Genomic DNA, 24,752 nt, shown 5'->3' with positions numbered 1-24,752 from the left:
AACGATAAAAGCTAGATATGAAAATACGCTTATAAAAGTAAATTCTAAATTAAGTATAAATTTAAAATCTTTTTTATTTTCTAGTGCTTTGCTTATTGCTTTGTAGGCTAACACACATGGGACAACTCATACTTACGCCTTTATGATTTTAAAATAGTTCGATGATTGTAACTAAAAAAATATAAAATTTGACTGAAAATAAAATATTTATAGACCATTTTATAAAATATAAAAACATACATAAAAACTATAAATTTGTAATTGAGTGAGCTAAATTACAAAAAAACAAACATCGCAAGCAACGTCGCAGACGCAAACTTTATCTTACGCCAAACAACAGTATAATAGGTTTTCGAGATGTATAACGACTACAAAGCTGAAAGAGACACTGTAGACAGATATTTTCAAAAGTATTTAACTGGCGATAACACTTCTTTTGTTAAATAGCCTAAAATCCAAGATAATGCAGCTTATATAGAAAGATTTTATTAAAGCCACCGGACTTGAGTTTAGAAAACTTAAAAAGCGTTAAAAATAACTTTGAAAAAGATAGGGAAACTACTATAAAATATTCTAATGAATATCGATGATAAAATCTTTAAAAAATAAACAGTAACGGAACATTTGCTCTTCAATTTAGCAGCCAAAGAGAAATTGTGATAAATGAGCCCTATAAAAATAGCAAAAAAATTCTTGAGTTAGATACAAAAGAAGTTCAAAAACTTCTTAGAGTTTTGGAGTGGGTTTTATAGTAAATTTACGCGGCTAAAATTCATAAAAACCGCGTAAATTTGATAATCAAAAAGTACTAACTCTCTTTAAATAGTTTTGAAGCAAGTATTTGCACTTTATCTTGATCGCTACCTTTTTTGAGTGTTTTAAATACTTTATTAAGATAATTCTCAAAGAATTCATGATTATTTAACGATTTTTCGTTGTCAGCTCTAATGACGCTCGTATATTCTCCATCATTGCCTAAATCATACGAAAGATCATTGTCTATTAGCTGTACTCTTAATATCTCGCTTAATTTACCTTGTAAAACACTTTCATATATAGGAGTCATGAGCTCAAGACGTCTTTCTAAATTTCTTGGCATCCAGTCTGCACTTGATATATAAAACTTAGGATTTGCATGTTTAAAATAAAATATCCTAGCGTGCTCAAGGTATTTTCCTATAATAGAGCGTACGCGTATATTTTCACTCATACCTTCTACGGCCGGTCTAAGACAACAAATTCCTCTTATTATAAGATCTATCTGAACTCCTGCCCTACTTGCGTTATAAAGCTCTTTTATCACGTCGCTATCTACTAAAGCATTCATTTTAGCAATTATTTTACCATCTTTGCCCATCTTTGCTTCGTTTTTTATCATCTCTATAACTCTTTCTTTTATCTGCATAGGAGACATAGATAGAGCATTTAAACGACGGTTTTTACTAAATCCAGATAATATATGAAAAAACGTTGTAGTATCTTTAGCAAATTCTTCTCTGCTAGTAAAATAACTTACGTCGGTGTAGATCTTTGCACTACTTCCGTTGTAATTTCCGGTACCAAGATGCATATAGAATTTTAGCTTGTCGCCTATTTGCCTTATTACTTGAGATACTTTTGCATGTACTTTAAATCCCGTGATACCGTATATAACGTGTGCTCCTGCGTTTTCAAGTGCTTTTGCCCAGTGAAGGTTATTTTCCTCATCAAATCTAGCCTTTAGCTCTACCATAACAGTTACTTGTTTGCCATCGCTCGCAGCGTCTATGAGAGATTGAATTATACTTGAGTTTTTCTCTACTCTATATAAAGTCATACGTATAGATATAACTTTTGGATCTTTCGCAGCCTCTTTTATAAACTGCGTTACCGGCTCAAAGCTCTCATATGGGTGAAAAAGCAAAACGTCTTCTTTATCTATTGCTTCAAACATTGAGACGTTTTGTCCAAAGGGCGGAAGTGTTTTTGGCGTATAGGGCGGAAGTAGTAAATGAGAAAATTCTTTATCGCCTATAATTTGCCATAAAGCTCCTAGAGTTAGAGGAATGCTGTATTCATAGATATCTTTATAGAAAATTTTCATATGTAAATTTAAAAACTCAAGTATCTCCGGATCTGGATCTTTTTCGATTTGTAAACGTACAAAAGCACCTTTTCTGCGAAGTTTCAGACCTTGCTCAAGTATAAGCATAAAGTCATCTGCTTCTTCTTCTTCGATAACCATATCAGCATTTCTAGTTACTCTAAATGCGCAGCTAGCAAGAAGTTTATATCCGGGAAATATCTCTTCAGCGTGGCGATGAACTATACTTTCAATTGGCACGTAAATACCATCTCCGGCGTCGTAAAACCTAGGAAGCACTCTGCTGATTCTTATCATTCCAAACTTAACTATCTCCGGATGCGCTTCATCACAAAGCTTTACCGCAAGTCCAAAACTAAGGTTATTTAAGTGCGGAAACGGATGAGTTGCATCAACTGCTATAGGCACGATAACAGGTAAAATATTTGAAAAAAAGTAATCATCCGCTCTAGCTTTTATATCATCTTCTAAATCTTCATATTTTTTTATATGCAAACCGGATAAAGATAACTTTGTAACTGTTTCTTTATAATAATCTTCTAAAATTTGTTGTTCATCTTTTAGGTATTTCCTTATCTCTCTTAGCTGATCAAGCGGTGTCATCTCATCACTTCCGCTTACTACGACTCCAGCAGCAAAAAGCTGTTTAAGACCTGCTATACGTATCATATAAAACTCATCTAAATTTGTCGAATAAATAGCTATAAACTTAAGTTTCTCAAGTAGCGGAAGATCTTTTTCGCACTGAGACAAAACACGTGAATTAAATCTAAGCCAAGATAGCTCACGATTGATAAAAATATCTTTGTTTTCCATAAACCAACCTTTTAATTTGGCATAATTATACTAAAAATGAGTGAAAATTTCACTTAATATTCTAAATTTAAAATAGAATTATCATTAAATTGTGTAAATTCGGGTAATAAATTCATGATAAAAAGTTCAAATTTAATTTTTTTATAGTCTCTCTTAAAAAATATAAAGCCAACCAAACAACACAAAACTTAGCCGCAAACGGAGTTAGCCATACTCCGTTTACTTCTAAAAAATTTGTCAAAATATACAAAAAAGGTAAAGGAATAAGCAAATTCGCACTTAAAGATATGCTAAGAGAGTAAGCAGGTCTATTTAAAGCAGTAAAAAACGAATTAGCAAATATAATGAACCATGAACATAGATACACCGGTGAAAAAACCAGTAAAGCCTCCTTGCTAGCTGCTATAAATTCGATATCTCTGCTAAAAAACGAAACTATAAAATCGCTACCAAAAGATATCGCCACAACAATCATAACTCCAAGAGCGATAGCGCCAAAAAACGTTCGCCAAAACAGAGCCATGATAAATTTAATATTTTTCGCACCGTAATAATAGCTAAGAAGAGGCTGCATTCCATCGCACATACTAAATATCAAAGACGCCATAAAACTATCTATGGCAAAAATTACCTCAAGTATAGCCACGCCCCGCACTCCTGCGATATCTAGTAGCAAAGCGTTTGCCGCGATGACGAAAAGCGATGTAGAGATATTTGTCAAAAACTCTGAACTGCCATTATATATTATGTTTTTTATGATTTTTAAATTTATAAACGCTTTGCTTAATTTTAACTCTAAATTTCCAAATACAAACGGTGTAAATCCAAGCAAAGTCCCTAAACTAAGTCCGATGCAAGTAGCTAAAGCGGCGCTGAAAAGTCCCCATTCTAAAATTACTATAAAAATATAGTCTAAGACTATATTTATAAACGCAACAAAGATATTTACGCACATACTATATATAGGTTTTTTACAAATTCTAAGGTAGTTATCTAACATAAAACAGAGCATTATGACTGGACAAAACAGCGCAAAAACCTTAGCATACTGCGCCGCAAGTACAGCTAATTCTTTATCGTCTATCAAGTAATTGCTAATAGGTTCTATAAAGAAAAAACCAAATAAAAACACAAAGCATGCAAAGATAAAAACAGTTATCAAACTAAAGCTAAATATCCCGCAAGCTTGTTTAAATCTACCGCTTCCAAGACGAAGCGCTATTTGTACAGATGAGCCTACTGCTATCATATCTATGAGCGCAAAACTTATCATTATAAAAGGCATAGTAAGTCCCATAGCTCCAAGCGCCTTTGTACCTATCATCTGCCCGACGAATATAGTATCTATGATAAAATAAAACGAGATGAAAGCCGTGCTTATCATATTTGGAAAAGCATATTTTATAAATAATTTTGTAGGTTTAAAGCTCATATCAACTCCTATTTTTTAAATTTTTTGCTATTTAAAAAATAAAACGCTAATAAACTCCGTTGATAGCTTGTATGTATAAATTTAATTTTAAGTATAATTTATTTTGACAAGCGTACCGATAAGTCATCATAAATCACCTTTTTTAAATTTAAACAATTATACAAAAAATAAGTAAAAATTCCACTTAATATTAAATCTGTTAAATATATTTAATTATAAAATACAATATAAAATTTGGTAATTATGTAAAATACGCACCATAAAGTATAAATTTAATAAGGTTTTTACATTAAAATTTAAATATAAAAACCTTAAATTTCAATTATAAATTATAACTAAAAGTTAAGTTAAATAGCCTTGGATCGCCATAAACCATCTTATTTGCTCCTATACCTTCATAATATCGTTTATCAAATAAATTATCGATATTTAGCTGGATATCAAAGTTTTTATTGATTTTATATCCAAGCATTAAATTTACTAAAGCATAGTCATTTTGAGTTATTCGTCTATCACCGCTACCTACGTAAATTTTACTTTTATATAAAATACCTCCGCCTATTCTAAGATTTTGAATGGTATATTTAGCAAATAAATTAGCAGTAGTTCTGGCGGCTTCAGTGTTGTATTTCATACCTTTTGCATCTTCTGCTTTAAAATGAGTAAGACCAAAACTTAAGCTCAAATCACTATTTATATCGCCCATAACATCAATCTCAAATCCCTTGCTCAAAACACCTTTTGAAGCGATATAAGCAGATTGTGACGTACCAGGTATCTTTATATCTGGTTCATAAGCCGTTGCAAGCTTATCTTGTTCTATTTTAAATAGACCAAATGAAGTTTGAAGAGCTCCTCCAAAGTACTCTGCTTTGATACCGACTTCATAGTCTTTGCCTTCTATAGGATCAAGATATTTTCCATTTATATCTTTTTTATTTTGCGGTTTAAATATACTTGTATAACTAGCATAAAGAGAATAATTTTCGTTTAAATCATATACTATTCCTATGTACGGAGTTATTTCTCTTGTAAAATTTCTATTTGCATTTCCGCCTTCAATGCTATATTTCCAGTAACTCATTCTACCGCCTACTAAAAATTTAGCATAGTCTGTAATTTGAAATTTATTTGCCATATATATTGCTTTTTGAATAGTTTTATCAGGATTATTTTGATCTATATATGGAAATCTCGGATCGTTTATATATAAATTGTTGAAATTTAAAATAGTATCGGAAGTAAATTTAAGTCCGGCAGGCGTATTTTTTGAATTCCAATAGCTACTTACGTTATCTGCGCTTTTTTTATAGTTATTATACATAGCACCAAAAACAAATTCATGATTTTTATCAAAAGCGGCGTAAGGAAGCGTTAGATAACTATCGATATTGTGTATATTTTCTTCACGTTTGTTTGCATAGACGGAAAGCCCGTCGATATTTCCTATGTTATTCGTAGGGAGATTTCCACCATAATAAAGCAAATTTGAGTCAGTGTTTGCGCGTCTAAACGAATATGAATAATTAAAAACGGCATCGTTTCTAAAAAAATATTTATAATCGGCGTAAAAATCAAGAGTTTTTATATCCCATCTAGTCCAAGGCTGAGAAAAAATTTGGTTTTTACTAAAATTTGTTCTGCTTTTATTTGTATAAAATGCTGGCATACCGCCCCAACGAATTCCGTTTCTTTGCAAATCTTGATAAAATCCGGCTAAAGAAACCCAAGAGTTATCGCCTACATCGGCATCTATAACGGTATAAATCACGTCATTTTTACGTTTATAATAATCCATAAAAGATCTAGATTTCTCATGTGAAAACGAAAGTCTTCCTCTTATGCTGCCATCTTTGTTTAAAGGGGATAAAACATCACCTGAGATACCGTATTTATCATATGATCCTCCGCTTGTTTTTAATACCGCTTTAAAATCTCTACTATCTGCTCTTTTTCTTATAAAATTGATACTAGCCGCAGGATTTCCGGCGCCCGCTAGAAGTCCGTTTGCTCCTTTGACTACTTCAACTCTCTCATATGGTATCAAGCTCATATCGTTTGCTCCAAGTGAAAAACCGCCGAAACTCGGCATAGAATCAAGCAGATAATAATCAACACTAAAACCCCTAATAGTCGGATAAACGCGCTCATCCCATTTGTTAAGAGTAACTCCTGGTATATGACGAAGCAGCTCTTGATAGTCATTTACGTCAAGATCTCTTAGCTTTGCTTCTGTTATAATACTTAAAGACTGCGGTATTTCTCGAACATTCAAATCAAGCCTTGTAGTGCTTTTAACGATCTCTTGAGTATTATAGTTTTTATCGTCATTTCTTATAGGAGCTGCTATATCTACAGCCTCTAAAGATACCTGATTTGTTTCGTTTGCTAAAATTTTAGTATTTTCTTGAAGTACAAATATAGCAACTACTGCCGAAAGTAAAATTCTACTTAACTTCATATCGTCTCCTTAGTTTCATTATTTTCTTATTTTTTTCTTTTTAACCAAAGATAAATACCGGTAATGCTTAGCATAAATGGCGTCAAACCCACTAAAAACCAGATAAATTTAGTCACCTCATTGTAATAACCAAAATGCGCTTTTCTAAATGTAGATAAAAATCGATCGCTTATTTTTGCGTTTTCTATATTTTTTATCTCTATCAATTTTCCGCTTTGTTTGTCGTAACTTACTTGATTCGAGTACTGATGATGAAGGAAATTTTGATTCTTATTCATTCCGTAAAACGTGATGTTTCTATCGATGTAAAACGGATAACTTATATAATAAGGTATAAATCCGTCAAAATCAATTTGGGACTTTTCAAAAAGCTCATCAATCGATAAATTTTTGTTATAAATTTTTTCATTTATTCTAAAATTTTCATCTATTTGACCAGCTTGTTTAAATAAAAAATTTAATGCCCACCAAGATCCAGTAAGACCGATTATAAATAAAAGCGCAGACGCCCAAACTCCTATAAATTTATGTATATCCGTCATAGCGACTGCTATATTTTTAAATCTTAACTTAAATAAATTTATCCAAAACCGGTTATAAATAACAAATCCGCTAACTCCTATGAAAAACATTATTAAACCCAAAATTCCAACCATTATCCTGCCATTTTGCTCCAAAAGTAAATTGTCGTGAATCTCAAGTATAATATCGCTAAGATAACTATCGTGCGGCTTTAGTTTATCCATAATTTTGCCTGTGTATTGATCAATATATATTGACTTCCATTGTGTATCATTGTGTTCAATGAGATAAACTCTATCTGATTTTGTATTATCTGTATTTATAAGCCAACCTACTATTTCATGGTTGATATAAGTATTATTGATATTTCTAGTCATATCATCAAATTTAACTCTTTGCCCGCCAGGTGTTACGCTCACTACGTTTGGCATTATGAGATTATCAAACTCTGTTTTATATACCAACACAGATCCGCTAAATCCTATAACGATAAGCGGAATAAAAAATATAATTGCCAAGTATTTATGAATTCTATAAAATATTTTTCTCAAATTTATCCTTAAATATAATGTAATTTAATTTTATATATTAGAAAATATTAAAATTAAGATAAAAATGATGGAATTATATATAACTAAAACTTATATATTGTTTAATAATAATGATTATTAAAATAATCCGTTATAAAATTAACTGTTTTTATGAGCTATTTCAAGAATTTTAATAATATATTTTATTATTTTTAAATGAAAATGTATCTAGATAAATACTAATTATAGATGCTAAAATTACTTTATAAAACACTAGTATTATAATATTTTATAATAGATCAATCGTATTATTTATAACAAATTTAACACACCAACCGTGACTAATATCGCGGTACTTAAATTTAATAAATATTTAAAGCTCTCTAAGTTTTGCTATCTCGTCTCTTAGAGCCGCAGCTTTTTCAAATTCCAAATTCTTAGCCGCTTCAAGCATCTGTTTTCTTAGTTCTTTTACGATTTTTGCTCGCTCACTCGCCGGCATTTTTTCTAATTTTTTGGCTTTGTTATATAAATTTGGTAGATCTTCTTCTTTTAAGCTATCTTCTAAATTTCTACTAGCCGAGCGCGGAGTTATACCGTACTTTTTGTTATAATCGCCCTGATATTTACGCCTTTCTTCAGTTGTATCTATGGCTTCTTTCATAGAATTTGTTATTTTATTTGCAAATAATATAACCGTTCCATTTACGTTTCTAGCTGCTCTTCCCATAGTTTGTATGAGGCTTGTACGACTTCTTAAAAAGCCCTCTTTGTCGGCGTCTAAAACAGCTACCAAAGAGACTTCTGGTAGATCTAGCCCCTCACGGAGTAAATTTATACCAACAAGCATATCGAACTCCCCTTTTCTAAGACCTCTTATAAGCTCGTTTCTTTCGACTGCGTCGATGTCTGAGTGCATGTATTTGACCTTGATACCAAGTTCTTGGTAGTAGCGCGTTAGCTCTTCACTCATCTTTTTAGTTAGAGTCGTTACTAGCACTCTTTCGCCTCTTGCTATGACTGCTTTTGCCCTATCAAACAAAACTTCTACTTGATTATCGCTACTTATGACTTCTATGCGTGGATCAAGAAGTCCGGTAGGCCTAAGTATTTGCTCATAAACATGACCTTGTGAGAGATCTATCTCATACTGGTTTGGAGTGGCTGAGACAAACAGATAGTTTGCCTTTTTTGCTATAAACTCATCAAATTTCAAAGGTCTGTTATCAAGCGCAGAAGGAAGTCTGAAACCGTACTCGACTAGAACCTCTTTTCTACTTCTATCGCCTGCGTACATTCCGCGAAATTGTGGCAAACTCACGTGGCTTTCATCTACTATAACAAGATAGTCCTTGCCGCTCACTTCAAAGTAATCAAACAAAGAATACGGCGTCTCTCCTGCTTTTTGCCCTGTTAGATAACGCGCGTAATTTTCTACGCCTTTGGTACTTCCGGTGCTTGAGAGCATCTCAAGGTCAAATTCCACTCTTTGCTTAAGCCTTTGATACTCGACTAATCTATTTTCTTTTTCATAAAATGCAAGCCTATCTTCAAGTTCAAGCTCGATATCTTTTATCGCTTGTTTTAGTCTATTTTCGCCGACTATAAACTGACTTGTTGCATATAGTATAAATTTGCTAACGTCTTTAGTGCGTTTATTTTCTAATACGTCAAAGTGATACATAGCGTCAAGCTCGTCTCCAAAAAACTCAAGTCTGATGGCTTCATCGTTAAAATACGCTGGATAGATATCTACCACGTCACCATTTACTCGAAAATCTCCACGATCAAAGTACGCATCGTTTCTTTTATATCCCATATCTACTAGTTTTAAAAGTAACTCTTTTTGATTTAAGCTCATACCTAAACTCAGCAGTAAAACCATACCTTTATATTCAGCAGGATTTCCTAAACCGTAGTTTGCAGATACGGAAGCCACGACTACCACATCATCAAACTCAAGCAAATTCGCAGTCGCACTAAGTCTTAAACGCTCCAATTCTTCATTTATAGAGCTATCTTTTTCTATAAAAAGATCTTGGCGCGGTATATAGGCTTCAGGTTGGTAGTAATCATAGTAGCTTATGAAATACTCGACGTGATTTTTAGGAAAAAAGCCTTTGAATTCGCTATAAAGCTGCGCGGCTAAGCTTTTGTTGTGTGTCATGATGAGAGTCGGCATATTTAGGCGTTTTATCACATTTGCCATCGTAAAAGTTTTACCGCTTCCAGTTACTCCTAAAAGGACGTTAAATTTATTTCCGGATCTTATGCTATCTACTATGTTTGTTACGGCTTTTTCTTGATCATCGCTTGGCTTAAATTTACTAGATATCTCAAATTTATCCATATATTCTCTTTTTTATTTTTGCGAAATTATATCATAAATAATAAAGATGTTTATCTATATAAATATTTGTATAAGTTTAAAAATATACACGTAAATCCAGCATTAATCTATTAAAATTCTCACATTTTTATGCAGATATGACAAAAAATATGCTAAAATAAAATAAATTATTTCTATAAAAAAGGAAGACTATGTTTGAGAATGAAAAAGTTTTAAATACACTAGCCTCAAAAGTAACAGAGCTGATGCTAAAATATGAAGAAGTATGTGAAAATAATGAAGCCCTAAGAAACGAATTAGTAAGCGTAAAAGCGCAAAACGAAGCTAAAACAAATCAAATAATGCGTCTTGAAGAGGAGCTTAAAAACCAAAATCTAGCCAGTGACGATCTACTTAAACAGGTTGAGGCTGTTCTTGGTAGATGAAACAAATCATTCTTACAATAGCCTCCAAAGACTATACTATCCGCTTAGAGGATGAATTCGCGGAGGCTTTCGGTGAAGATATAAAAAATTTATTACAAGATAAATATCAGTTTGGAGTAAAAGATCTGCTAACTGCTTTTATACAAAAATGCCATGAAGCATATATCCAAAAAGAGCAAATGGATAAGCTTCTTGGAGATCTTGATAAAACTTTAAAGTAGGTATAAATTTAAAGATATTTACAAATAAGGGAGGGGCTGGTTTTATGAAGGAAAAATCCACTATATTATTATCTCGTGGCTTCACAATGATGGAAATTTTGTTTGTTATCGTGATTTTAGGGATATTAGCTAGTATCGCAGTTCCTAGACTAGTAGCCAACAAACAAGACGCACAAATATCTCAACTAAAATCACAAATAGCCACCATAAGAGAAGGAATAAGAGATTACGCAAACCAGCAAAGATTAGCAAAAAAAAGTGAAAAAAAAGATATTTATCCAGAGCAGTTAGAAGAAGGTGAAATAAAAAATAGACCGAATTTATTTGAATACGTAATTTCAACTCCGATAAAATCAAACGGAGTTGGTTGGCTGCCAAATAATGCCATAGCAAAAGCTCAAGGCTGGTCGGATCAAACTGATTATGGAACAAGATATCTGTATTCTCTTGGAAACGGTAAAGTGGATGAAGTCATAACAATGGATTACTGTTCGCCTACTACTACTAAACGTACGGATAGATGTAACGATGATAATATAGGAGACTTTATATGCGTAACTGGATGCAACAAAATAGAAGAAAAGCCACATCCTTAAATTTAAAAGAATATAAAATATGAAAAAAGCATTTAGTTTAGTGGAGCTTGTTTTTGTAATGGTCATTTTAGGTATACTTGCTAGCTTTATAATTCCTAGTTTTTCAGCAAAAAAACAAGATGCAGATATAGCAACCATAAAAATACAAATCGCTGCCATAAGAGCAGGAATAAGAGATTACACGACATCTCAGATAATATCAGGAAAAACTAAACAAACTTTAGAAGTTAAAGACATACCGAAAAAATGGGATGAAAACAAAAACGATACTATCTATCCGTTATTTTTAGAAGATTTTGGAGATCATAAAGAATTATTTTCAACAGTGCTACCTAATCCTATAAAAGGAACAAGCAACAATACCCAAAACGGTTGGAGCAGACAAAATTCGTCTAATAAACTAACATATGAGGGAAGGTATTTTATAAGATTTGGGAAAGAGGCTATTCGTTTTGATTACTGTTCTATCGCGACACAGACTGAATCAAGCAAACAAATATGTCCTCCTACTAATAATGATACTGACAAGTACAAGTATATGGGTAAATTTTACTGTAGTGATAGCGATAAAAAAAATGCGGTTTGTTGGGTGAAGAACAAATTTAATAAATATAAAATTTACAAAAAGGAGAGACTAGCTTTATGAATATTAAATTTAAAAAATATATCAGGGGGGGGGTTAGAGGTTTTACCGTGATAGAGATAGTTTTTGTTATAATTATCTTAGGTATGTTGGCTAGTATTTTAGTTCCTAGACTAGTAGCCAACAAAAACGACGCCGAAATAGCAAAAGTAAAAATGCAGATATCAGCCATAAGAAGAGGTATAGAGTACTACAAAGCAGCTCAGATGGGAAAAGGATATTATGACGAGTTATACTGTTTTACAAAATGCTCTCCACAAGGCAATAGCGCTCAAGAAAATGAAGGTAGATCCAAATTTGATATGGACTTTCTTAAAACTAGAAATAAAGGAGTATATCCTATGATGCTAGATCAATCCAGAAAAAAGAAGGGTAGCGATTATCGCTTATTATTTAAAATGGTTTTAGCTACTCCTATAAAAGGTGCTGAAAACAACAACGAGAAAGGCTGGAGCAGAATAAATAATAGTGGCGGAGATCCATATGATGGAAGATACTTTTTAAGAGTTGCGAATAAATCTATTATATTTGATTATTGTTCTCCTACTTTGCATAAGTATAACGACAGTATGTGTTCTAAAGGTGGTAAGTTTATTCCGTCTTTGAATGGTAAATTTTTCTGTATCGGTCAACCATCATCTGCTACTCGTGCCGATAGAATTGCGGATTGTGCTTTGCTAGGTGAAGAGTATATAGATAGTCAAACACTCGATACCATAGAAGATCCTTCATACTGGAGCGATCCGGCAGAAACAATATAAGAAGATATTTTTAAGAGAGTATAAATATGAGAAAAGCATTTACTATGATCGAGATTGTGTTCGTCATTATCATTTTAGGAATACTAGCTAGTATAGCAATACCGATTTTTAATATAAACCGCGAAGACGCTCAAATAGCAAAAGCACAAGTAGAGCTAGCCACCATAAGATCGGTAATAGCCCTAAAAAGAAGTGATAGTTTCTTGATATCTGATGAGTCGGTTATAGATTTAAACGATGTTCTAAAAGAAGCCGAAGTAAGCACACAATACAATACTAGTTCGGACTACTTGTTAAGATGGTCGGTAAATGAAGCAAATTTAAAACTAGATATAAAAAATAATGTAACGGTGACTTTTAGCATTGATAAAAACGGAAATTTATACTGCGATCCAAACGCAAATGATCTTTGTAAAAAAATAGAGAAAAAACTTTAAATTTACGATGAATTATTACGAAATAGCTCTTAGCGGTTTGAATTTAAAACCGCTTACTTATGAAAGCAAATTTGATATCGAAATTTTTAGCGCAGTTAGCGTAAAAGTGAAAAACAGAATTTGCAACGGATTTGTGATAAAAAGCGTAGAAAAACCGAAATTTAAAACGTCTGCTATTTTGGAAATTTTACCGCAAAAACTTACGCAAATTCAGATTAAATTAGCTGAATTTATATCCAGATATTACACTTGCGAAATCGGTGTTTGCTTAGGGCTTTTTGAGCCTTACTATGAAATTTCAAATATGAATTATAGTTTTATAAAATCCCCGGAATTAAGCCAAAAACAGCAAAATGCTCTTGAGTTTATCAAGCAAAATAGCGTTTCATTACTTTTTGGAGATACCGGAAGCGGAAAAAGCGAAGTATATATATCTCTTATAAAAGAGGTATTAAATGAAAATAAACAAGCCCTACTTTTGATGCCAGAAATCTCTCTAACACCGCAGATGCAAACGCGTTTGGAGAGTTATTTTGGTTCGTCTGTAGGTATCTGGCACTCAAAAATAACACCCAAAAATAAAAAAATCTTATTAGAAAGATTTTTTCGTGGAGAGATCAAGCTAATAGCAGGAGCTAGGTCTGCACTATTTTTGCCGTTTTGGAATTTAGGACTTATAGTAGTTGATGAGGAGCATGATGATAGCTATAAAAATAGTAGTGAGCCGTACTATAATGCTAGGGATCTAAGCGTTTATCTAGCAAGTTTTGGAGATATAAGAGTTGTTTTAGGAAGCGCTACTCCAAGCGTGAGTAGTTTTTTTAAATTTAAACATTTTAGACTAAAAGGAACATTTTTTGACTCTAAAAAAGAGTTTATTTATGATAATTTCCCAACCGCTCTAAGCAATCTAATAATAGAAAATATAGATAAAACTCTAAAAATGGAAAAACAAGCCGTTATTTTCTTGCCTACTAGGGCTAATTTTAAATTCTTAACTTGCATAAATTGTTTTAACAGCATAAAATGTCCTTTTTGCAGTGTTTCTATGAGCCTTCATAAAAAAACCGGATCTCTTAAGTGCCACTACTGCGGCTTTAGTACCACTATACCAAACAGTTGCCCTAAGTGCGGTAGCGATATGTTAGAAGCAAACAAAATAGGTACTAGCGAGCTTGTTTTGAGTCTGGAAAAAGCCTTTCCGAATGCTCAAATAGCTAAATTTGATAAAGATGAAATTACTACGCAAAACAAGCTAACAACTCTGCTAAAAAACTTTAACAACAAAAAGATAGATATCCTTGTAGGCACGCAAATGCTAAGCAAAGGTCACGACTATCATAACGTGGATTTAGCCGTGATCATGGGGCTTGATGAGCATCTTGAATATGCGGATTTTAGAGCTAGAGAAAAGACTTTGGCTCTTGCTATGCAAGTTGCGGGTCGCGCTGCTAGGGTCGGTGAAGGAAGAGTTATTATCCAGACAAATAAATCTGAGTTTTTTCAAGAGTACTTAGAGGATTATGATAAATTTTTAGAAGATGAGTTGGAATCTAGAAATCCCTTATATCCACCGTTTGTTCGACTTCTTAGAATAGTTATAGAAGATAAAAATGAACAAAATGCTTTGAAATTTGAAAAAGATATATTATCAAATTTAAAAGATATTTCAAATTTAGAAATTATAGGTCACGGAAAAGCACTTATAGAGTTTATTGCGTTGAAATATAGAAGATCTATTTTATTAAGATCAGACTCTCATATTCCTCTACTAAAAGCCGCTAAAATAGCTAGAAATTACGGAGCCCACGCGGATATAGATCCGGTAAATTTTAACTAAATTCTTTTGCCTTGACTAAAGTATTTGGAAGTTTTAAACTCTTTGCGGTTTTACTAAAGATGATGAGATCTTCGACACTTTGAATACTCCAAGGCACTCTTTTTACACACTCTTTAAATATCTCAGCAGCAGCTATAGCGTCATTTAAAGCTCTATGGTGAGCATTGCTTATACCTAAAAGCTCTTTTAATGTGCCAAGTCCGTATTTTTGCGAAATTATCGTTCGGCGTGCTAAATCAATCGTACAAATTCGTCTATTTAAAAGCATTCCAAAACCAAGACGTTCTAAACTTATGCTTATAAAATCATAATCAAATTTAACGTTATGTGCGACAAATACGCTATCTCCTAAAAACAGCTTGAATTTTTCAAGCACATTCGCAAGACTAGGTGCTTTAGCTAAATCAGCGGCGTAAATTCCTGTTAATTCGCTGATATTTTCCGGAACGTTTGGAGCATAAACAAAACTTTCAAAACGCCCTATTTCAACTCCGTCCAAGAGTTTTAGCGCTCCTATTTCTATGATTTGACCACTGTTTATACCGCCGCTTGTTTCTATATCTACCACGCAAAAAACTTGATCTTTGAAATCCGTGTATTTGCTTTTTAAAGTAACTTTTCCGCTCTCTGTCTTTACTAAACCAAGCCCTAAAATATTCCAATCATCAAAATCTTTGACATTGATTATCTCTTTTAAGCTTGATATATCGTTTGCTTTTTGCAAGAAATCATAATAATTAAGGCTGCTTTTACCGAGTAAATTTATAAAATTTTCTAACTTTTGTTCCAAATTGATAACTTTTTATAATTTTAATGCCTTGATGGCTTGTTCGTAGTCATTTGAGCTAAATACAAAATTTCCTGCTACTACTATATCCACTCCCGCTTCATCAAGTTCGCTAACATTTAGCCCGTTTACGCCGCCATCTACTTCTATCATACATTTTGCACCGTTTTTTTCTATAAGATCTCTAAGCTCTTTTATCTTTTTTAGAACAGAAGGTATAAATTTTTGTCCACCAAAGCCCGGATTCACACTCATTAAAAGTACCATATCGACTTCGTTTATTATGTATTCTAAGCTAGAAACAGGAGTGTGTGGATTTAGCACTATAGCCGGACTTACTCCGTTCTTTCTTATATATTCTATGAGTCTTAAAGGATGTTTTTCTTCTTCTATATGAAAGCTAAGAAATTTAGGTTTTAGCGGTAAAAACAGATCCACGAAAAACGGTACATTTTCTACCATTAAATGAATATCCAAAGGCTTTGAAGACGATTTTGCTACTGCATTTACTACTAGCGGTCCTACGGTTAAATTCGGCACAAAATGACCGTCCATCACATCTATGTGAACAAGGTCCGCTCCAGCCTCGCAGATAGCCTTTACTTCGTCATCAAGTTTTCCAAAATCCGCGGATAATATACTAGGTGCTACATACATTTATTAAACCTTTTTAAATTTCAGAAGTTATTTTACACTTTAATTACATAAAATTCAATAAAACAATGGATATTTTGAGATAGCTTCTTTAGAAATTTATGCTATACTAAAAATAAAAAAGGATAAATTTGAAAAGTATTTTTTTGGTTTTAGCACTCTTGATAGCTAGTTTTTGGCATTGGGGCGTGCATTTTGGCGTGACTATTTTAGCTATATCGTTTTTGATATTTTTTCATGAACTTGGTCATTTTTTAGTTGCTAGATTTTTTGGCGTTAAAGTAAATACTTTTAGTATCGGATTTGGTGAAAAAATCTATACAAAAAGAGTTGGAAACACAGACTACTGCTTAAGTGCCATTCCGCTTGGCGGCTATGTACAGCTTAAAGGACAAGACGATTTAGACCCAAAGCTAAAAAATTATGATAGCGATAGCTATAACGTTTTAAGCCCTATAAAACGCATAGCTATACTTTTTGCCGGTCCGTTTTTTAATCTATTACTAGCATTTTTCTTATATATCGCATTAGGATTCATCGGAGTAGATAAATTAGCTCCTATCATAGGAACTATCCAACAAGGCTCTGCCGCTAAGAGTGCAGGAATGTTAAAAGACGACAAAATAATAAGCATAAACGGCGTACTTATCAAGCAGTGGGACGACATCAAAAAACAAGTTAAACTTGAGCCGATAAATATCATCATCGATAGAAATGGTGAGCGTTTGAATATAAACTTAACACCTAAAATCGGTGAAAGTATGAATATATTTAGAGAAAAAATTCAAACTCCACTCATAGGTATAAGCCCAAGCGGCGAGATAACAAAAGTATATAATCCGGGTTTAAGCAGTATTTCTTACGCATTTAACGAAACCTTAGAAAGCTCAAAACTCATCTATAAAGGGCTTGAAAAGCTGATAACCGGAGTAGTTCCTATCAAAGAGATGGGCGGCATAGTCGCTATGGCCGACATCACGACAAAAGCTTCTACTATAAGCGTTTCGGTGTTATTTTTGATAGTAGCGTTGATATCTGTAAATTTAGGCGTTTTAAACCTGCTTCCGCTTCCGGTACTTGATGGCGGACATATAATCTTTAACCTTTATGAGATGGTGTTTAAAAGACCGGTAAATGAAAAGGTTTTTACGGCATTAAGTTACGGTTCTATGGCGTTTTTATTCGCATTGATGGCATTTACTATATTTAACGATATATTAAGGCTTGCAGGAGTTTATGAATGAGATTAGATGAAATTTTAAGCAAAATAGGAAGCACAAAACTCATCGCTGTTTCAAAAAATGTCACCGAAAACGAAGTTTTGGAGCTATATAATCAAGGTCAAATAGACTTTGGAGAAAACAGAGTTCAAGAGCTAAAACGTAAAAAAGAGATTTTAAAAGATCTAAATTTAAACTGGCATTTTATCGGTCGCTTACAAGCAAATAAAATCAATCATCTTCTAGCTTTGCATCCTAATTTATGGCAAAGCTGCGAGAGTTTTTCTATGGCTGAGGCTGTGGATAAAAGGCTTGATTATATTTTACCGACCCTACTTCAGATAAACTCGGCTCACGAAGAAAGCAAACAAGGTGTAGATCCAAATGCGGCTTGTGAAGAGTTTTTGCGTATCAAACAGAGCTGCAAAAATCTAAATTTAATAGGAGTGATGAGCATCGGTGCTCATAGCGATGACATAAAAGAGATACAAAAAAGCTTTGAGAGCACGTATAAAATTTATGAGAATTTGCAAGAACATGGAGCAAAGATCTGTTCTATGGGAATGAGCAGTGATTATGAACTAGCTATAAAATGCGGCTCAAATATGATTCGTCTCGGAACGATTTTATATAAATGAAATTTATAAATAAAAGAGATTACGGCTATAAAACCGTACCTTAGTATATAAATCAGACTTAGAAGCACTTTTGGTACAAGCAGAGTATTTTACGGTAGAAAATAGTTTAAGCTTATTTCAGATTTTTGCGCAACATAGATCGCAATTTATAATAAGAATTTGTTTTTTTTAAGTAATTATTAGTGTAAGTATAAAACTTACACTTTTAAATTTTTATTAATATATGGAATTACTAGTTTCTTTGCCACATAAAACTTTACTTTTTATTTAGTCTAAAAGCTTTCATCTTACTCTCATCAGTTTGTAAATAAGCCGCTCCTATCAAATCTAAACAGTATGGAATTGCCGGAAATATAGGCTCTAAACACTCTCTTATGGCTTTTGGCTGACCGGGAAGATTTACTATAAGAGTTTTACCTCTTATACCTGCTGTTTGTCTAGATAAGATAGCCGTAGGAACAAATTTTAAACTAGTAGTTCTCATCAGCTCACCAAATCCAGGCATAAGCTTTTGGCAAATTTCCTCAGTAGCTTCAGGAGTAACGTCTCTAGGAGATGGTCCGGTACCTCCTGTAGTGAAAATGAGATCACACTTAGAAACATCACACATATCTTTTAAATTTTCAACTATCAAATCATACTCATCTGGTATAATTTTATATATAAACTCGGTTTCACTTATAAGCCAATCTTGCAAAATATCTTTTATAGCAATTCCGCTTTTATCTTCATAAACTCCACTGCTAGCTCTATCGCTTAGAGTTAAAACTCCTATTTTAGCTTTCATGTATCTTCCTTATCATATCTTTTATAGTCTCTCTATCTACGCTTTCATTATCCACTAGATAGCTACTAAGTGCAAAAAGTTCTTTTTGTATGCCTTTTATAAGCTCAGCCGTCTCATTTAAACACTCATCTAAAATATCTTTTATATCGTTATTTGTCGCCATAAGATTTCCGGTCATAGCGTAGTCTATAACAAGTTTTTTAGCAAGTTCTCTCGCATTTAATATATCATTACTTGAATTAGTATATAGCTCATTTTTATAAATTTTCAGTGCTACGCTACCTGCTAAATATACCTTTATACGAGATAAAATCATAGTCTTAGACTCTAAGAAACCATCTTGAGATAAAAATCTATCTTCAAGCAAAGATATCTTATCAAAATCTATACCAAACCACTCGGCACTAAGTGCTTTAGCTCCTTGATATAGAGCTTGAATTTCTTTTTCACTTTGACTCAAAGAGTAAATTTTCTTTTTACCGTATAAAACTCTATTTTCCACAGCTTTAAAATCATCGTTTTGAATGATAACTCTGTGATTTCTAAGAGCATTTATAGCTGCTTCATTTACAAGAGTTGCTAGTCCTGCTCCGCTAAATCCTGTGGTGTTTTTTGCTACAGTATCTATATCTACTTCATGTTTTTTATCTTTTAGATAAGACTTTAGTATCGCCATTCTATCTTTGCAGTCCGGCAAACTTAAAAATATCCTTCTATCAAAACGACCGCTTCTAAGTAGAGCTTCATCTATCATCTCTATTTTATTTGTAGCTGCTATAACTATAACGCCGCTATTATCGGTAAATCCATCCATCTCTGTTAATAGCTGGTTTAAAGTAGCCTCTCTTTCATCGTTTCTACCGCCGCCTCTAGCCTTGCCAACTGCATCTATTTCATCTATAAATATAATACTTGGTGCATATGCTTTTGCTTTTGAAAACAGTTCTCTAACTCTTTTTGCACCCATTCCTACATAAATTTGTACAAAACTTGCACCGCTTTGATAGAAAAATGGTACATTAGCTTCTCCTGCGACTGCTTTTGCTATAAGAGTTTTACCTACTCCCGGAGGTCCTACCATTAAAACGCCTTTTGGCATTTTTATACTGAGTTCTTGATACGCTTTTGGGTTTTTCAAAAAATCCACTATCTCCATTAACTCTAATTTTACGTCATTTATCCCAGCAACATCTTTAAACATAACATTTGATATAGCAGGAGCAACATCCGAGCTAACTATTTGGTTTAAATCATTTGTATCTGTTGTGGAGCTTTTTTTATAATTTAAATTAGCTTTTTTAAAGTATTTTAATCCAAAAACAAACATAACAAGAAATATAATAATGAGCAACAAATTCTCTAAAATACTATAATCGCTGCTAACTTTCAAAGGAACTTTTTGACCTAATTCGTTTAAATTTATGGAGTCTTTTACAACATAATAGTTCTGACTTCCAGCTTTTATAACGATCTTTTCTCCATCTATAACCGCACTTTGGATAGAGTTTGATTGCAAAAAATTATCATATTGCATTAAACTTATATATTTTGGAATATTTCTAAAAAAAACTACACAAAGAAGAACTATTAAAATAGTTCCTGCCGCTATAACCCAAATTTTTTTATTTAAATTAAATTCAAATTTCCGCATAATTTTCATCCGGTTTTACCTCGTAATTGCTAAGCTCTACCCACTCTTTTGATATGTCTTTATCTGATTTGATCTTTATCTTGTTATAAAACTGATCAAATCCGTCATAAAGTCCATCACTGCCTTGTTTTTCTACTAAAATATTTAAATTTGTTTTGTTTCTTTTTCTAAATTCAAAATTATTTACAAATGCTATATTTTTTAGGATTTTTAGACGATTTTTTGCTACTACGCCATCTACATCAATCTTCATAGAAGCCGAATGAGTCCCGCTTCTAGGGCTAAATATAAATGCGTGAAGATGAGTTATAGGAAATTTTTTAAAGTTCTCTAAACCCTCTTCCCATACTTTTTCGCTCTCTCCTGGATGAGCTACTATATAATCACTACCGAGAGCAAACCCTAAATTTGAAAGCTCGTTAAAAAGTTCTATATCTTTAAATGCCCTATTTCTGCGACGCATTATATCAAGCATAGTTTGACTCGTATGTTGCAACGCTATATGAAGATGCTTTTCTAGCCACGACTCTTGCAAAATTTCTCTAAAACTCTCATCTATTTGACTAGGCTCAATGCTGCCGAGTCTTATTCGTTTTATACCTTTTATACTACCTAATTTTTGAAGAAGTTTTCCAAGTGAACTACTTTTTTCTTCTCCATAACTACCTATATTTGTACCAGTTAGCACTATCTCATTATATCCGTTACTAGCTAGAATTTTAGCCTCGTTTAGTATAACTTCTTCATCTATGCTTCTACTTTTTCCTCTTACAGAAGGTATAATGCAGTAGCTGCATTTAAAATTACAACCCTCTTGGATCTTTATAAAAGCTTTTGTATGATTTTCATAGTTGCTTACTATATTTTTATCGATAAAATTTAGATCCCCAAGCTCAAAAAATGGGTTTTGCGAATTTAAAAATTCATCTATTTTAGATTTATTGCTAGCTCCAAGAACTCCAAAAACGGAGCTTTTCTTAAATAACTCTTCACCTTTACTAACAGCCCCACAACCTGTTAAAACCACTTTTTTACCGCTATTTTTCACTTGATTTATGTAGCTTCTTACTCCGCTATCGGCTCCATTTGTAACTGTGCATGAATTTACTACTATTATATCTGCTTCATTTTCGTTATTTGTTATTTTATAGCTTTTTATATAGCTTTTTATAAGTTCCGTATCGTAGATATTTGTTCTACAACCAAAAGTTTTAAAGTATATTTTCAATATAAAATTTCCTTACTAACATCAGTTATATGACTCATAGGCTTACTCTTTTTACCAAAAAACAGAGTTTGAGTTGGGAAAGCTATTTTTATATCTTCTTCTAAATTTAAAGCTTCGATAATCTCGGCGCTAATAGTGCTTCTAAGAGCTAAAGCCGCATATGAGTTTGTCATATACCATACGCTTATATTTATACCGTACGGCTCAAAAAAGCTATAAATTCTAGGCTCGACATTTGGATTTTTTATACTATACTGATCTCTTAGCTTATTCATCTGTTTTTTGGCTATATCGGTATATCCTTTTGAGTATTTTCTCGTGATATTTTTTATGATATACATAGCTTTTTTATGGTTGCTGTCAAAACTAAGCATTATATCTATACCGTCCCATACGGTTTTCATACCGCTGTGAGTATAGTTTGCTATAAGTTCGGTAAAAATATAATTATTTGGTACGAATATTATACGTCCGCTTCTTCTATTTGTAAGATAAGTAGTCAGAGTTATATCTTCATAAATGGTCATTCTAAGCAGACTTATATCTATGATATCACCTACATAATCACTATTTTGATATCTAACTCTTATTCTATCGCCGACGTGAAAAGTACCGCCGAAAATGATAACGCTCCAGCCAAGCAAGCTCATAAACATATCTTTCATCGCGATAGCAAGACCAGCAGAAGCAAATCCAAGTATAGTTACCATATAGCTTACGTTTTCTATATATGCGAACAGTAAAATAAATATAATAATAGTAAAGTTTATCACATTTATAAATTTATTTATCGTATAAAATTTTTGATTATCCGTTACGTATCTTTTTGCAACAAATTTACATAAAAATCCTATTAATATAACTACAATTATCGTAAAAAGTATGCTTAAAGCTTGTTTTATCTGCTCTTTTACTTCCAAACTAGCTCTATTTATAGATTCATCAAGCTTTTTTTGATATACGCCAAACGTGGTTGTAGCGATATCTTGTGCGATCTGAAACTCGCTAATCTCACGTCTAGTTTCATTAAGCTTGGAAAGATTTTCGCTGCTTGAGTTTATATCGTAAATTTCTTGCTGCAAACTCTCTTTTTCTATAAAAACATTAAGTGCATCTTCTAATTTTATAAGCCGATTTATATACTCTTCTTTTTCGTTTTTTAGCTTTTTAATATATGAAAATCCAGATATAAGAGCTATAGGATTTGTGATCTTTTTAATCTCTTCTATCTCAGGGACTACGAGCATACTTTGAAAAGGTGATCTTTCATACTCTTTTAACAGCTCTATCTGCTCTTTTAAGCTGGAAATTCTTTTTTTTAGATCATCCGCTTTTTTGCTATTTTTTTTATCTAAATTCTCTAGCTCGTTTTTTGCATATTCTAACTCTGTAACTAAATTTTGGTAAGTATTGTAATTTGAGTATCTAATAAGCCAAATATTATTTTTTATCTTAGCATCATAATTTGATATTTTTGCGTTTAATTCATCTATTTTTTGGCTAGAAGCGTCATTTACAACTCCAAAAACAGATAAAAACGGTATTAAAACAACAAAAATTACAAACAGTTTTTTCATTTAAACATCCTCAAAATATCTAAAACGCTATTTTTATCTATATCGTTTCTCAAAGCGTACGATCCAATACCGTTTGGAAGTATAAATTTGATCTTTTTGTTTTCACTCTTTTTATCTAGAAAAAACGAGTCGTAAAATACCTCTTCATCGCTTATACGATAAGTAGTAGGCAAACCAAATTTTATAAGAGTCTGCTCTATAATATCTAGATCTTTTTTAGACAAAAGACCAAGCTTACAAGCTAAATGATTTGCCATATTTATACCAATAGCAACCGCTTCGCCGTGTAGAAATTTTTTATAATTTGTTTGCATTTCGATAACATGAGCAAATGTGTGACCGTAATTTAATACTGCGCGAATTCCGGATTCCTTCTCATCTTTTGCTACTACTCCTGCTTTTATCTCTACGCATTTTGCTATGATTTGTTTTAGTATTTGACTATTTTCTACGCTATTATCTTGTATAAATTTAAAAAAATCTTTATCAAACATAGTAGCCATTTTGATCACTTCAGCCATTCCCGCATTAAACTCTCTATTTGGTAAAGAGTTTAGAAATTTAGTTTCACAATATACGGCCTTTGGTTGATAAAAAGTACCGATAAGATTTTTTCCGAATTTATTATTTACTCCTGTTTTGCCGCCTACACTTGCGTCTACTTGCGCTAAAAGCGTTGTCGGGATATTTATAAAATTTATACCGCGCTCATAAATACTAGCCGCAAATCCGGTCATATCACTTATAACTCCACCTCCAAGAGCTATAAGAGTACTGTTTCTCTCAAGTCTGCTTACAAAAAGCTGCTCTAATATATACTCGATCATAGCTAGATTTTTATACTGCTCGCCATCTGGGATACAAACGCTAAATATCTCGTCGGCGTCTATCAAATTTAAAATCTCTCCAAGATATAAACCGCCTACTTTTGAGTTTGTTATTACGGCAACTTTGCCTTTAAATTTAAGATTTTTAAGTTCATCTATAAATACGCTATAATTTTTATTATCATCGCTCAAATTAATATCTATTTTCATATATTCTGCCTTTTTTTAAATATTTTACCTAAAATTTGATTAAAATAAAATCATCA

The 24,752-nt window shown here is 32.6% G+C and carries 21 protein-coding genes; 9 read left to right on the top strand and 12 right to left on the bottom strand.

The features are described 5' to 3' along the window. Positions 1-808 precede the first annotated feature (808 nt). From RVY88_RS04415 to uvrB, 5 genes are all read right to left on the bottom strand, one after another. Positions 809-2,899, bottom strand: a complete 2,091-nt coding sequence (locus RVY88_RS04415) for an RNA degradosome polyphosphate kinase (protein ID WP_162167170.1) — start codon at positions 2,897-2,899, stop codon at positions 809-811. A gap of 112 nt (positions 2,900-3,011) precedes the next feature. Beyond that, entirely contained in the window at positions 3,012-4,331 is a 1,320-nt protein-coding gene (locus RVY88_RS04410; RefSeq protein WP_011731987.1) for an MATE family efflux transporter, read from the bottom strand. Between the two features lie 322 nt (positions 4,332-4,653). Beyond that, positions 4,654-6,792 (bottom strand): TonB-dependent siderophore receptor, encoded by a 2,139-nt coding sequence (locus tag RVY88_RS04405; RefSeq protein WP_162167169.1) that lies wholly within the window; start codon positions 6,790-6,792, stop codon positions 4,654-4,656. Positions 6,793-6,818: 26 nt separating this feature from the next. Beyond that, positions 6,819-7,865, bottom strand: coding sequence for a PepSY-associated TM helix domain-containing protein (locus RVY88_RS04400; RefSeq protein WP_011731985.1), 1,047 nt, complete (start codon positions 7,863-7,865; stop codon positions 6,819-6,821). Positions 7,866-8,217: 352 nt separating this feature from the next. Further along, a complete protein-coding gene (uvrB, locus tag RVY88_RS04395) occupies positions 8,218-10,194 on the bottom strand; it encodes an excinuclease ABC subunit UvrB (protein ID WP_162167168.1) in 1,977 nt (658 codons plus the stop codon). A gap of 191 nt (positions 10,195-10,385) precedes the next feature. On the opposite strand from uvrB, the gene RVY88_RS04390 reads away from it, so the two are divergent. From RVY88_RS04390 to RVY88_RS04360, 7 genes are all read left to right on the top strand, one after another. Beyond that, positions 10,386-10,619, top strand: coding sequence for a hypothetical protein (locus tag RVY88_RS04390; protein ID WP_002849367.1), 234 nt, complete (start codon positions 10,386-10,388; stop codon positions 10,617-10,619). Continuing rightward, a complete protein-coding gene (locus RVY88_RS04385; protein ID WP_002849366.1) occupies positions 10,616-10,840 on the top strand; it encodes a hypothetical protein in 225 nt (74 codons plus the stop codon). The genes RVY88_RS04390 and RVY88_RS04385 overlap by 4 nt, the downstream gene beginning before the upstream one ends. An 86-nt stretch (positions 10,841-10,926) precedes the next feature. After that, positions 10,927-11,436: a type II secretion system protein gene (locus RVY88_RS04380; protein WP_274380332.1), complete on the top strand. Its 510-nt coding sequence runs from the start codon at positions 10,927-10,929 to the stop codon at positions 11,434-11,436. Between the two features lie 19 nt (positions 11,437-11,455). Next, complete coding sequence (locus RVY88_RS04375) at positions 11,456-12,082, top strand: type II secretion system protein (RefSeq protein ID WP_162167166.1); 627 nt, start codon at positions 11,456-11,458, stop codon at positions 12,080-12,082. Beyond that, entirely contained in the window at positions 12,079-12,840 is a 762-nt protein-coding gene (locus RVY88_RS04370; RefSeq protein ID WP_011731981.1) for a hypothetical protein, read from the top strand. The genes RVY88_RS04375 and RVY88_RS04370 overlap by 4 nt, the downstream gene beginning before the upstream one ends. 26 nt (positions 12,841-12,866) lie before the next feature. Next, positions 12,867-13,277: a type II secretion system protein gene (locus RVY88_RS04365; protein ID WP_002849361.1), complete on the top strand. Its 411-nt coding sequence runs from the start codon at positions 12,867-12,869 to the stop codon at positions 13,275-13,277. A gap of 7 nt (positions 13,278-13,284) precedes the next feature. After that, complete coding sequence (locus RVY88_RS04360) at positions 13,285-15,117, top strand: primosomal protein N' (protein WP_162167165.1); 1,833 nt, start codon at positions 13,285-13,287, stop codon at positions 15,115-15,117. On the opposite strand, the gene RVY88_RS04355 is transcribed toward RVY88_RS04360, so the two are convergent. Both RVY88_RS04355 and rpe read right to left on the bottom strand, forming a co-directional pair. Continuing rightward, positions 15,110-15,907: a 3'-5' exonuclease gene (locus RVY88_RS04355; protein WP_002849360.1), complete on the bottom strand. Its 798-nt coding sequence runs from the start codon at positions 15,905-15,907 to the stop codon at positions 15,110-15,112. The two genes, RVY88_RS04360 and RVY88_RS04355, sit on opposite strands and share 8 nt — an antisense overlap. A 12-nt stretch (positions 15,908-15,919) precedes the next feature. Continuing rightward, positions 15,920-16,561 (bottom strand): ribulose-phosphate 3-epimerase, encoded by a 642-nt coding sequence (gene rpe, locus RVY88_RS04350; RefSeq protein WP_002849359.1) that lies wholly within the window; start codon positions 16,559-16,561, stop codon positions 15,920-15,922. Between the two features lie 128 nt (positions 16,562-16,689). Between rpe and rseP the strand changes: the two genes are divergently transcribed. Together rseP and RVY88_RS04340 are read left to right on the top strand one after the other, a co-directional pair. Continuing rightward, a complete protein-coding gene (gene rseP, locus RVY88_RS04345; RefSeq protein WP_065843940.1) occupies positions 16,690-17,802 on the top strand; it encodes an RIP metalloprotease RseP in 1,113 nt (370 codons plus the stop codon). Further along, the gene (locus RVY88_RS04340) at positions 17,799-18,416 is read left to right on the top strand and encodes a YggS family pyridoxal phosphate-dependent enzyme (protein ID WP_002849357.1); all 618 of its coding nucleotides are present in this window, start codon (positions 17,799-17,801) and stop codon (positions 18,414-18,416) included. Before rseP ends, RVY88_RS04340 begins: the two co-directional genes overlap by 4 nt. A gap of 256 nt (positions 18,417-18,672) precedes the next feature. Here RVY88_RS04340 and mog read toward each other — a convergent pair whose 3' ends face one another. The 5 genes from mog to aroB are packed head-to-tail and all read right to left on the bottom strand — an operon-like array spanning position 18,673 to position 24,696. Further along, a complete protein-coding gene (gene mog, locus RVY88_RS04335; protein WP_162167164.1) occupies positions 18,673-19,203 on the bottom strand; it encodes a molybdopterin adenylyltransferase in 531 nt (176 codons plus the stop codon). Then, entirely contained in the window at positions 19,193-20,863 is a 1,671-nt protein-coding gene (locus RVY88_RS04330) for an ATP-dependent metallopeptidase FtsH/Yme1/Tma family protein (protein ID WP_162167163.1), read from the bottom strand. Before RVY88_RS04330 ends, mog begins: the two co-directional genes overlap by 11 nt. Then, complete coding sequence (mtaB, locus tag RVY88_RS04325) at positions 20,841-22,085, bottom strand: tRNA (N(6)-L-threonylcarbamoyladenosine(37)-C(2))-methylthiotransferase MtaB (RefSeq protein ID WP_024305230.1); 1,245 nt, start codon at positions 22,083-22,085, stop codon at positions 20,841-20,843. Before mtaB ends, RVY88_RS04330 begins: the two co-directional genes overlap by 23 nt. Further along, a complete protein-coding gene (locus RVY88_RS04320) occupies positions 22,079-23,659 on the bottom strand; it encodes a mechanosensitive ion channel family protein (protein ID WP_002849353.1) in 1,581 nt (526 codons plus the stop codon). Before RVY88_RS04320 ends, mtaB begins: the two co-directional genes overlap by 7 nt. Further along, positions 23,656-24,696 (bottom strand): 3-dehydroquinate synthase, encoded by a 1,041-nt coding sequence (gene aroB / locus RVY88_RS04315; protein ID WP_162167161.1) that lies wholly within the window; start codon positions 24,694-24,696, stop codon positions 23,656-23,658. Before aroB ends, RVY88_RS04320 begins: the two co-directional genes overlap by 4 nt. Positions 24,697-24,752: the final 56 nt, after the last annotated feature.

It is taken from the genome of Campylobacter sp. TJR-1 (genome assembly GCF_032840035.1).
GTDB lineage: Bacteria > Campylobacterota > Campylobacteria > Campylobacterales > Campylobacteraceae > Campylobacter > Campylobacter fetus.
Note: the sequence above shows the minus strand (reverse complement) of the source record. Positions and strands in the feature narration are given on the sequence as shown.

Bases quoted from the DNA above. Each gene is read 5' to 3' on its own strand.
- RVY88_RS04415 (WP_162167170.1), bottom strand. From the start codon at position 2,899: ATGGAAAACAAAGATATTTTTATCAATCGTGAGCTATCTTGGCTTAGA.
- RVY88_RS04410 (WP_011731987.1), bottom strand. From the start codon at position 4,331: ATGAGCTTTAAACCTACAAAATTATTTATAAAATATGCTTTTCCAAAT.
- RVY88_RS04405 (WP_162167169.1), bottom strand. From the start codon at position 6,792: ATGAAGTTAAGTAGAATTTTACTTTCGGCAGTAGTTGCTATATTTGTA.
- uvrB (WP_162167168.1), bottom strand. From the start codon at position 10,194: ATGGATAAATTTGAGATATCTAGTAAATTTAAGCCAAGCGATGATCAA.
- RVY88_RS04390 (WP_002849367.1), top strand. From the start codon at position 10,386: ATGTTTGAGAATGAAAAAGTTTTAAATACACTAGCCTCAAAAGTAACA.
- RVY88_RS04385 (WP_002849366.1), top strand. From the start codon at position 10,616: ATGAAACAAATCATTCTTACAATAGCCTCCAAAGACTATACTATCCGC.
- RVY88_RS04380 (WP_274380332.1), top strand. From the start codon at position 10,927: ATGATGGAAATTTTGTTTGTTATCGTGATTTTAGGGATATTAGCTAGT.
- RVY88_RS04375 (WP_162167166.1), top strand. From the start codon at position 11,456: ATGAAAAAAGCATTTAGTTTAGTGGAGCTTGTTTTTGTAATGGTCATT.
- RVY88_RS04370 (WP_011731981.1), top strand. From the start codon at position 12,079: ATGAATATTAAATTTAAAAAATATATCAGGGGGGGGGTTAGAGGTTTT.
- RVY88_RS04365 (WP_002849361.1), top strand. From the start codon at position 12,867: ATGAGAAAAGCATTTACTATGATCGAGATTGTGTTCGTCATTATCATT.
- RVY88_RS04360 (WP_162167165.1), top strand. From the start codon at position 13,285: ATGAATTATTACGAAATAGCTCTTAGCGGTTTGAATTTAAAACCGCTT.
- rpe (WP_002849359.1), bottom strand. From the start codon at position 16,561: ATGTATGTAGCACCTAGTATATTATCCGCGGATTTTGGAAAACTTGAT.
- RVY88_RS04340 (WP_002849357.1), top strand. From the start codon at position 17,799: ATGAGATTAGATGAAATTTTAAGCAAAATAGGAAGCACAAAACTCATC.
- mog (WP_162167164.1), bottom strand. From the start codon at position 19,203: ATGAAAGCTAAAATAGGAGTTTTAACTCTAAGCGATAGAGCTAGCAGT.
- RVY88_RS04330 (WP_162167163.1), bottom strand. From the start codon at position 20,863: ATGAAAATTATGCGGAAATTTGAATTTAATTTAAATAAAAAAATTTGG.
- RVY88_RS04320 (WP_002849353.1), bottom strand. From the start codon at position 23,659: ATGAAAAAACTGTTTGTAATTTTTGTTGTTTTAATACCGTTTTTATCT.
- aroB (WP_162167161.1), bottom strand. From the start codon at position 24,696: ATGAAAATAGATATTAATTTGAGCGATGATAATAAAAATTATAGCGTA.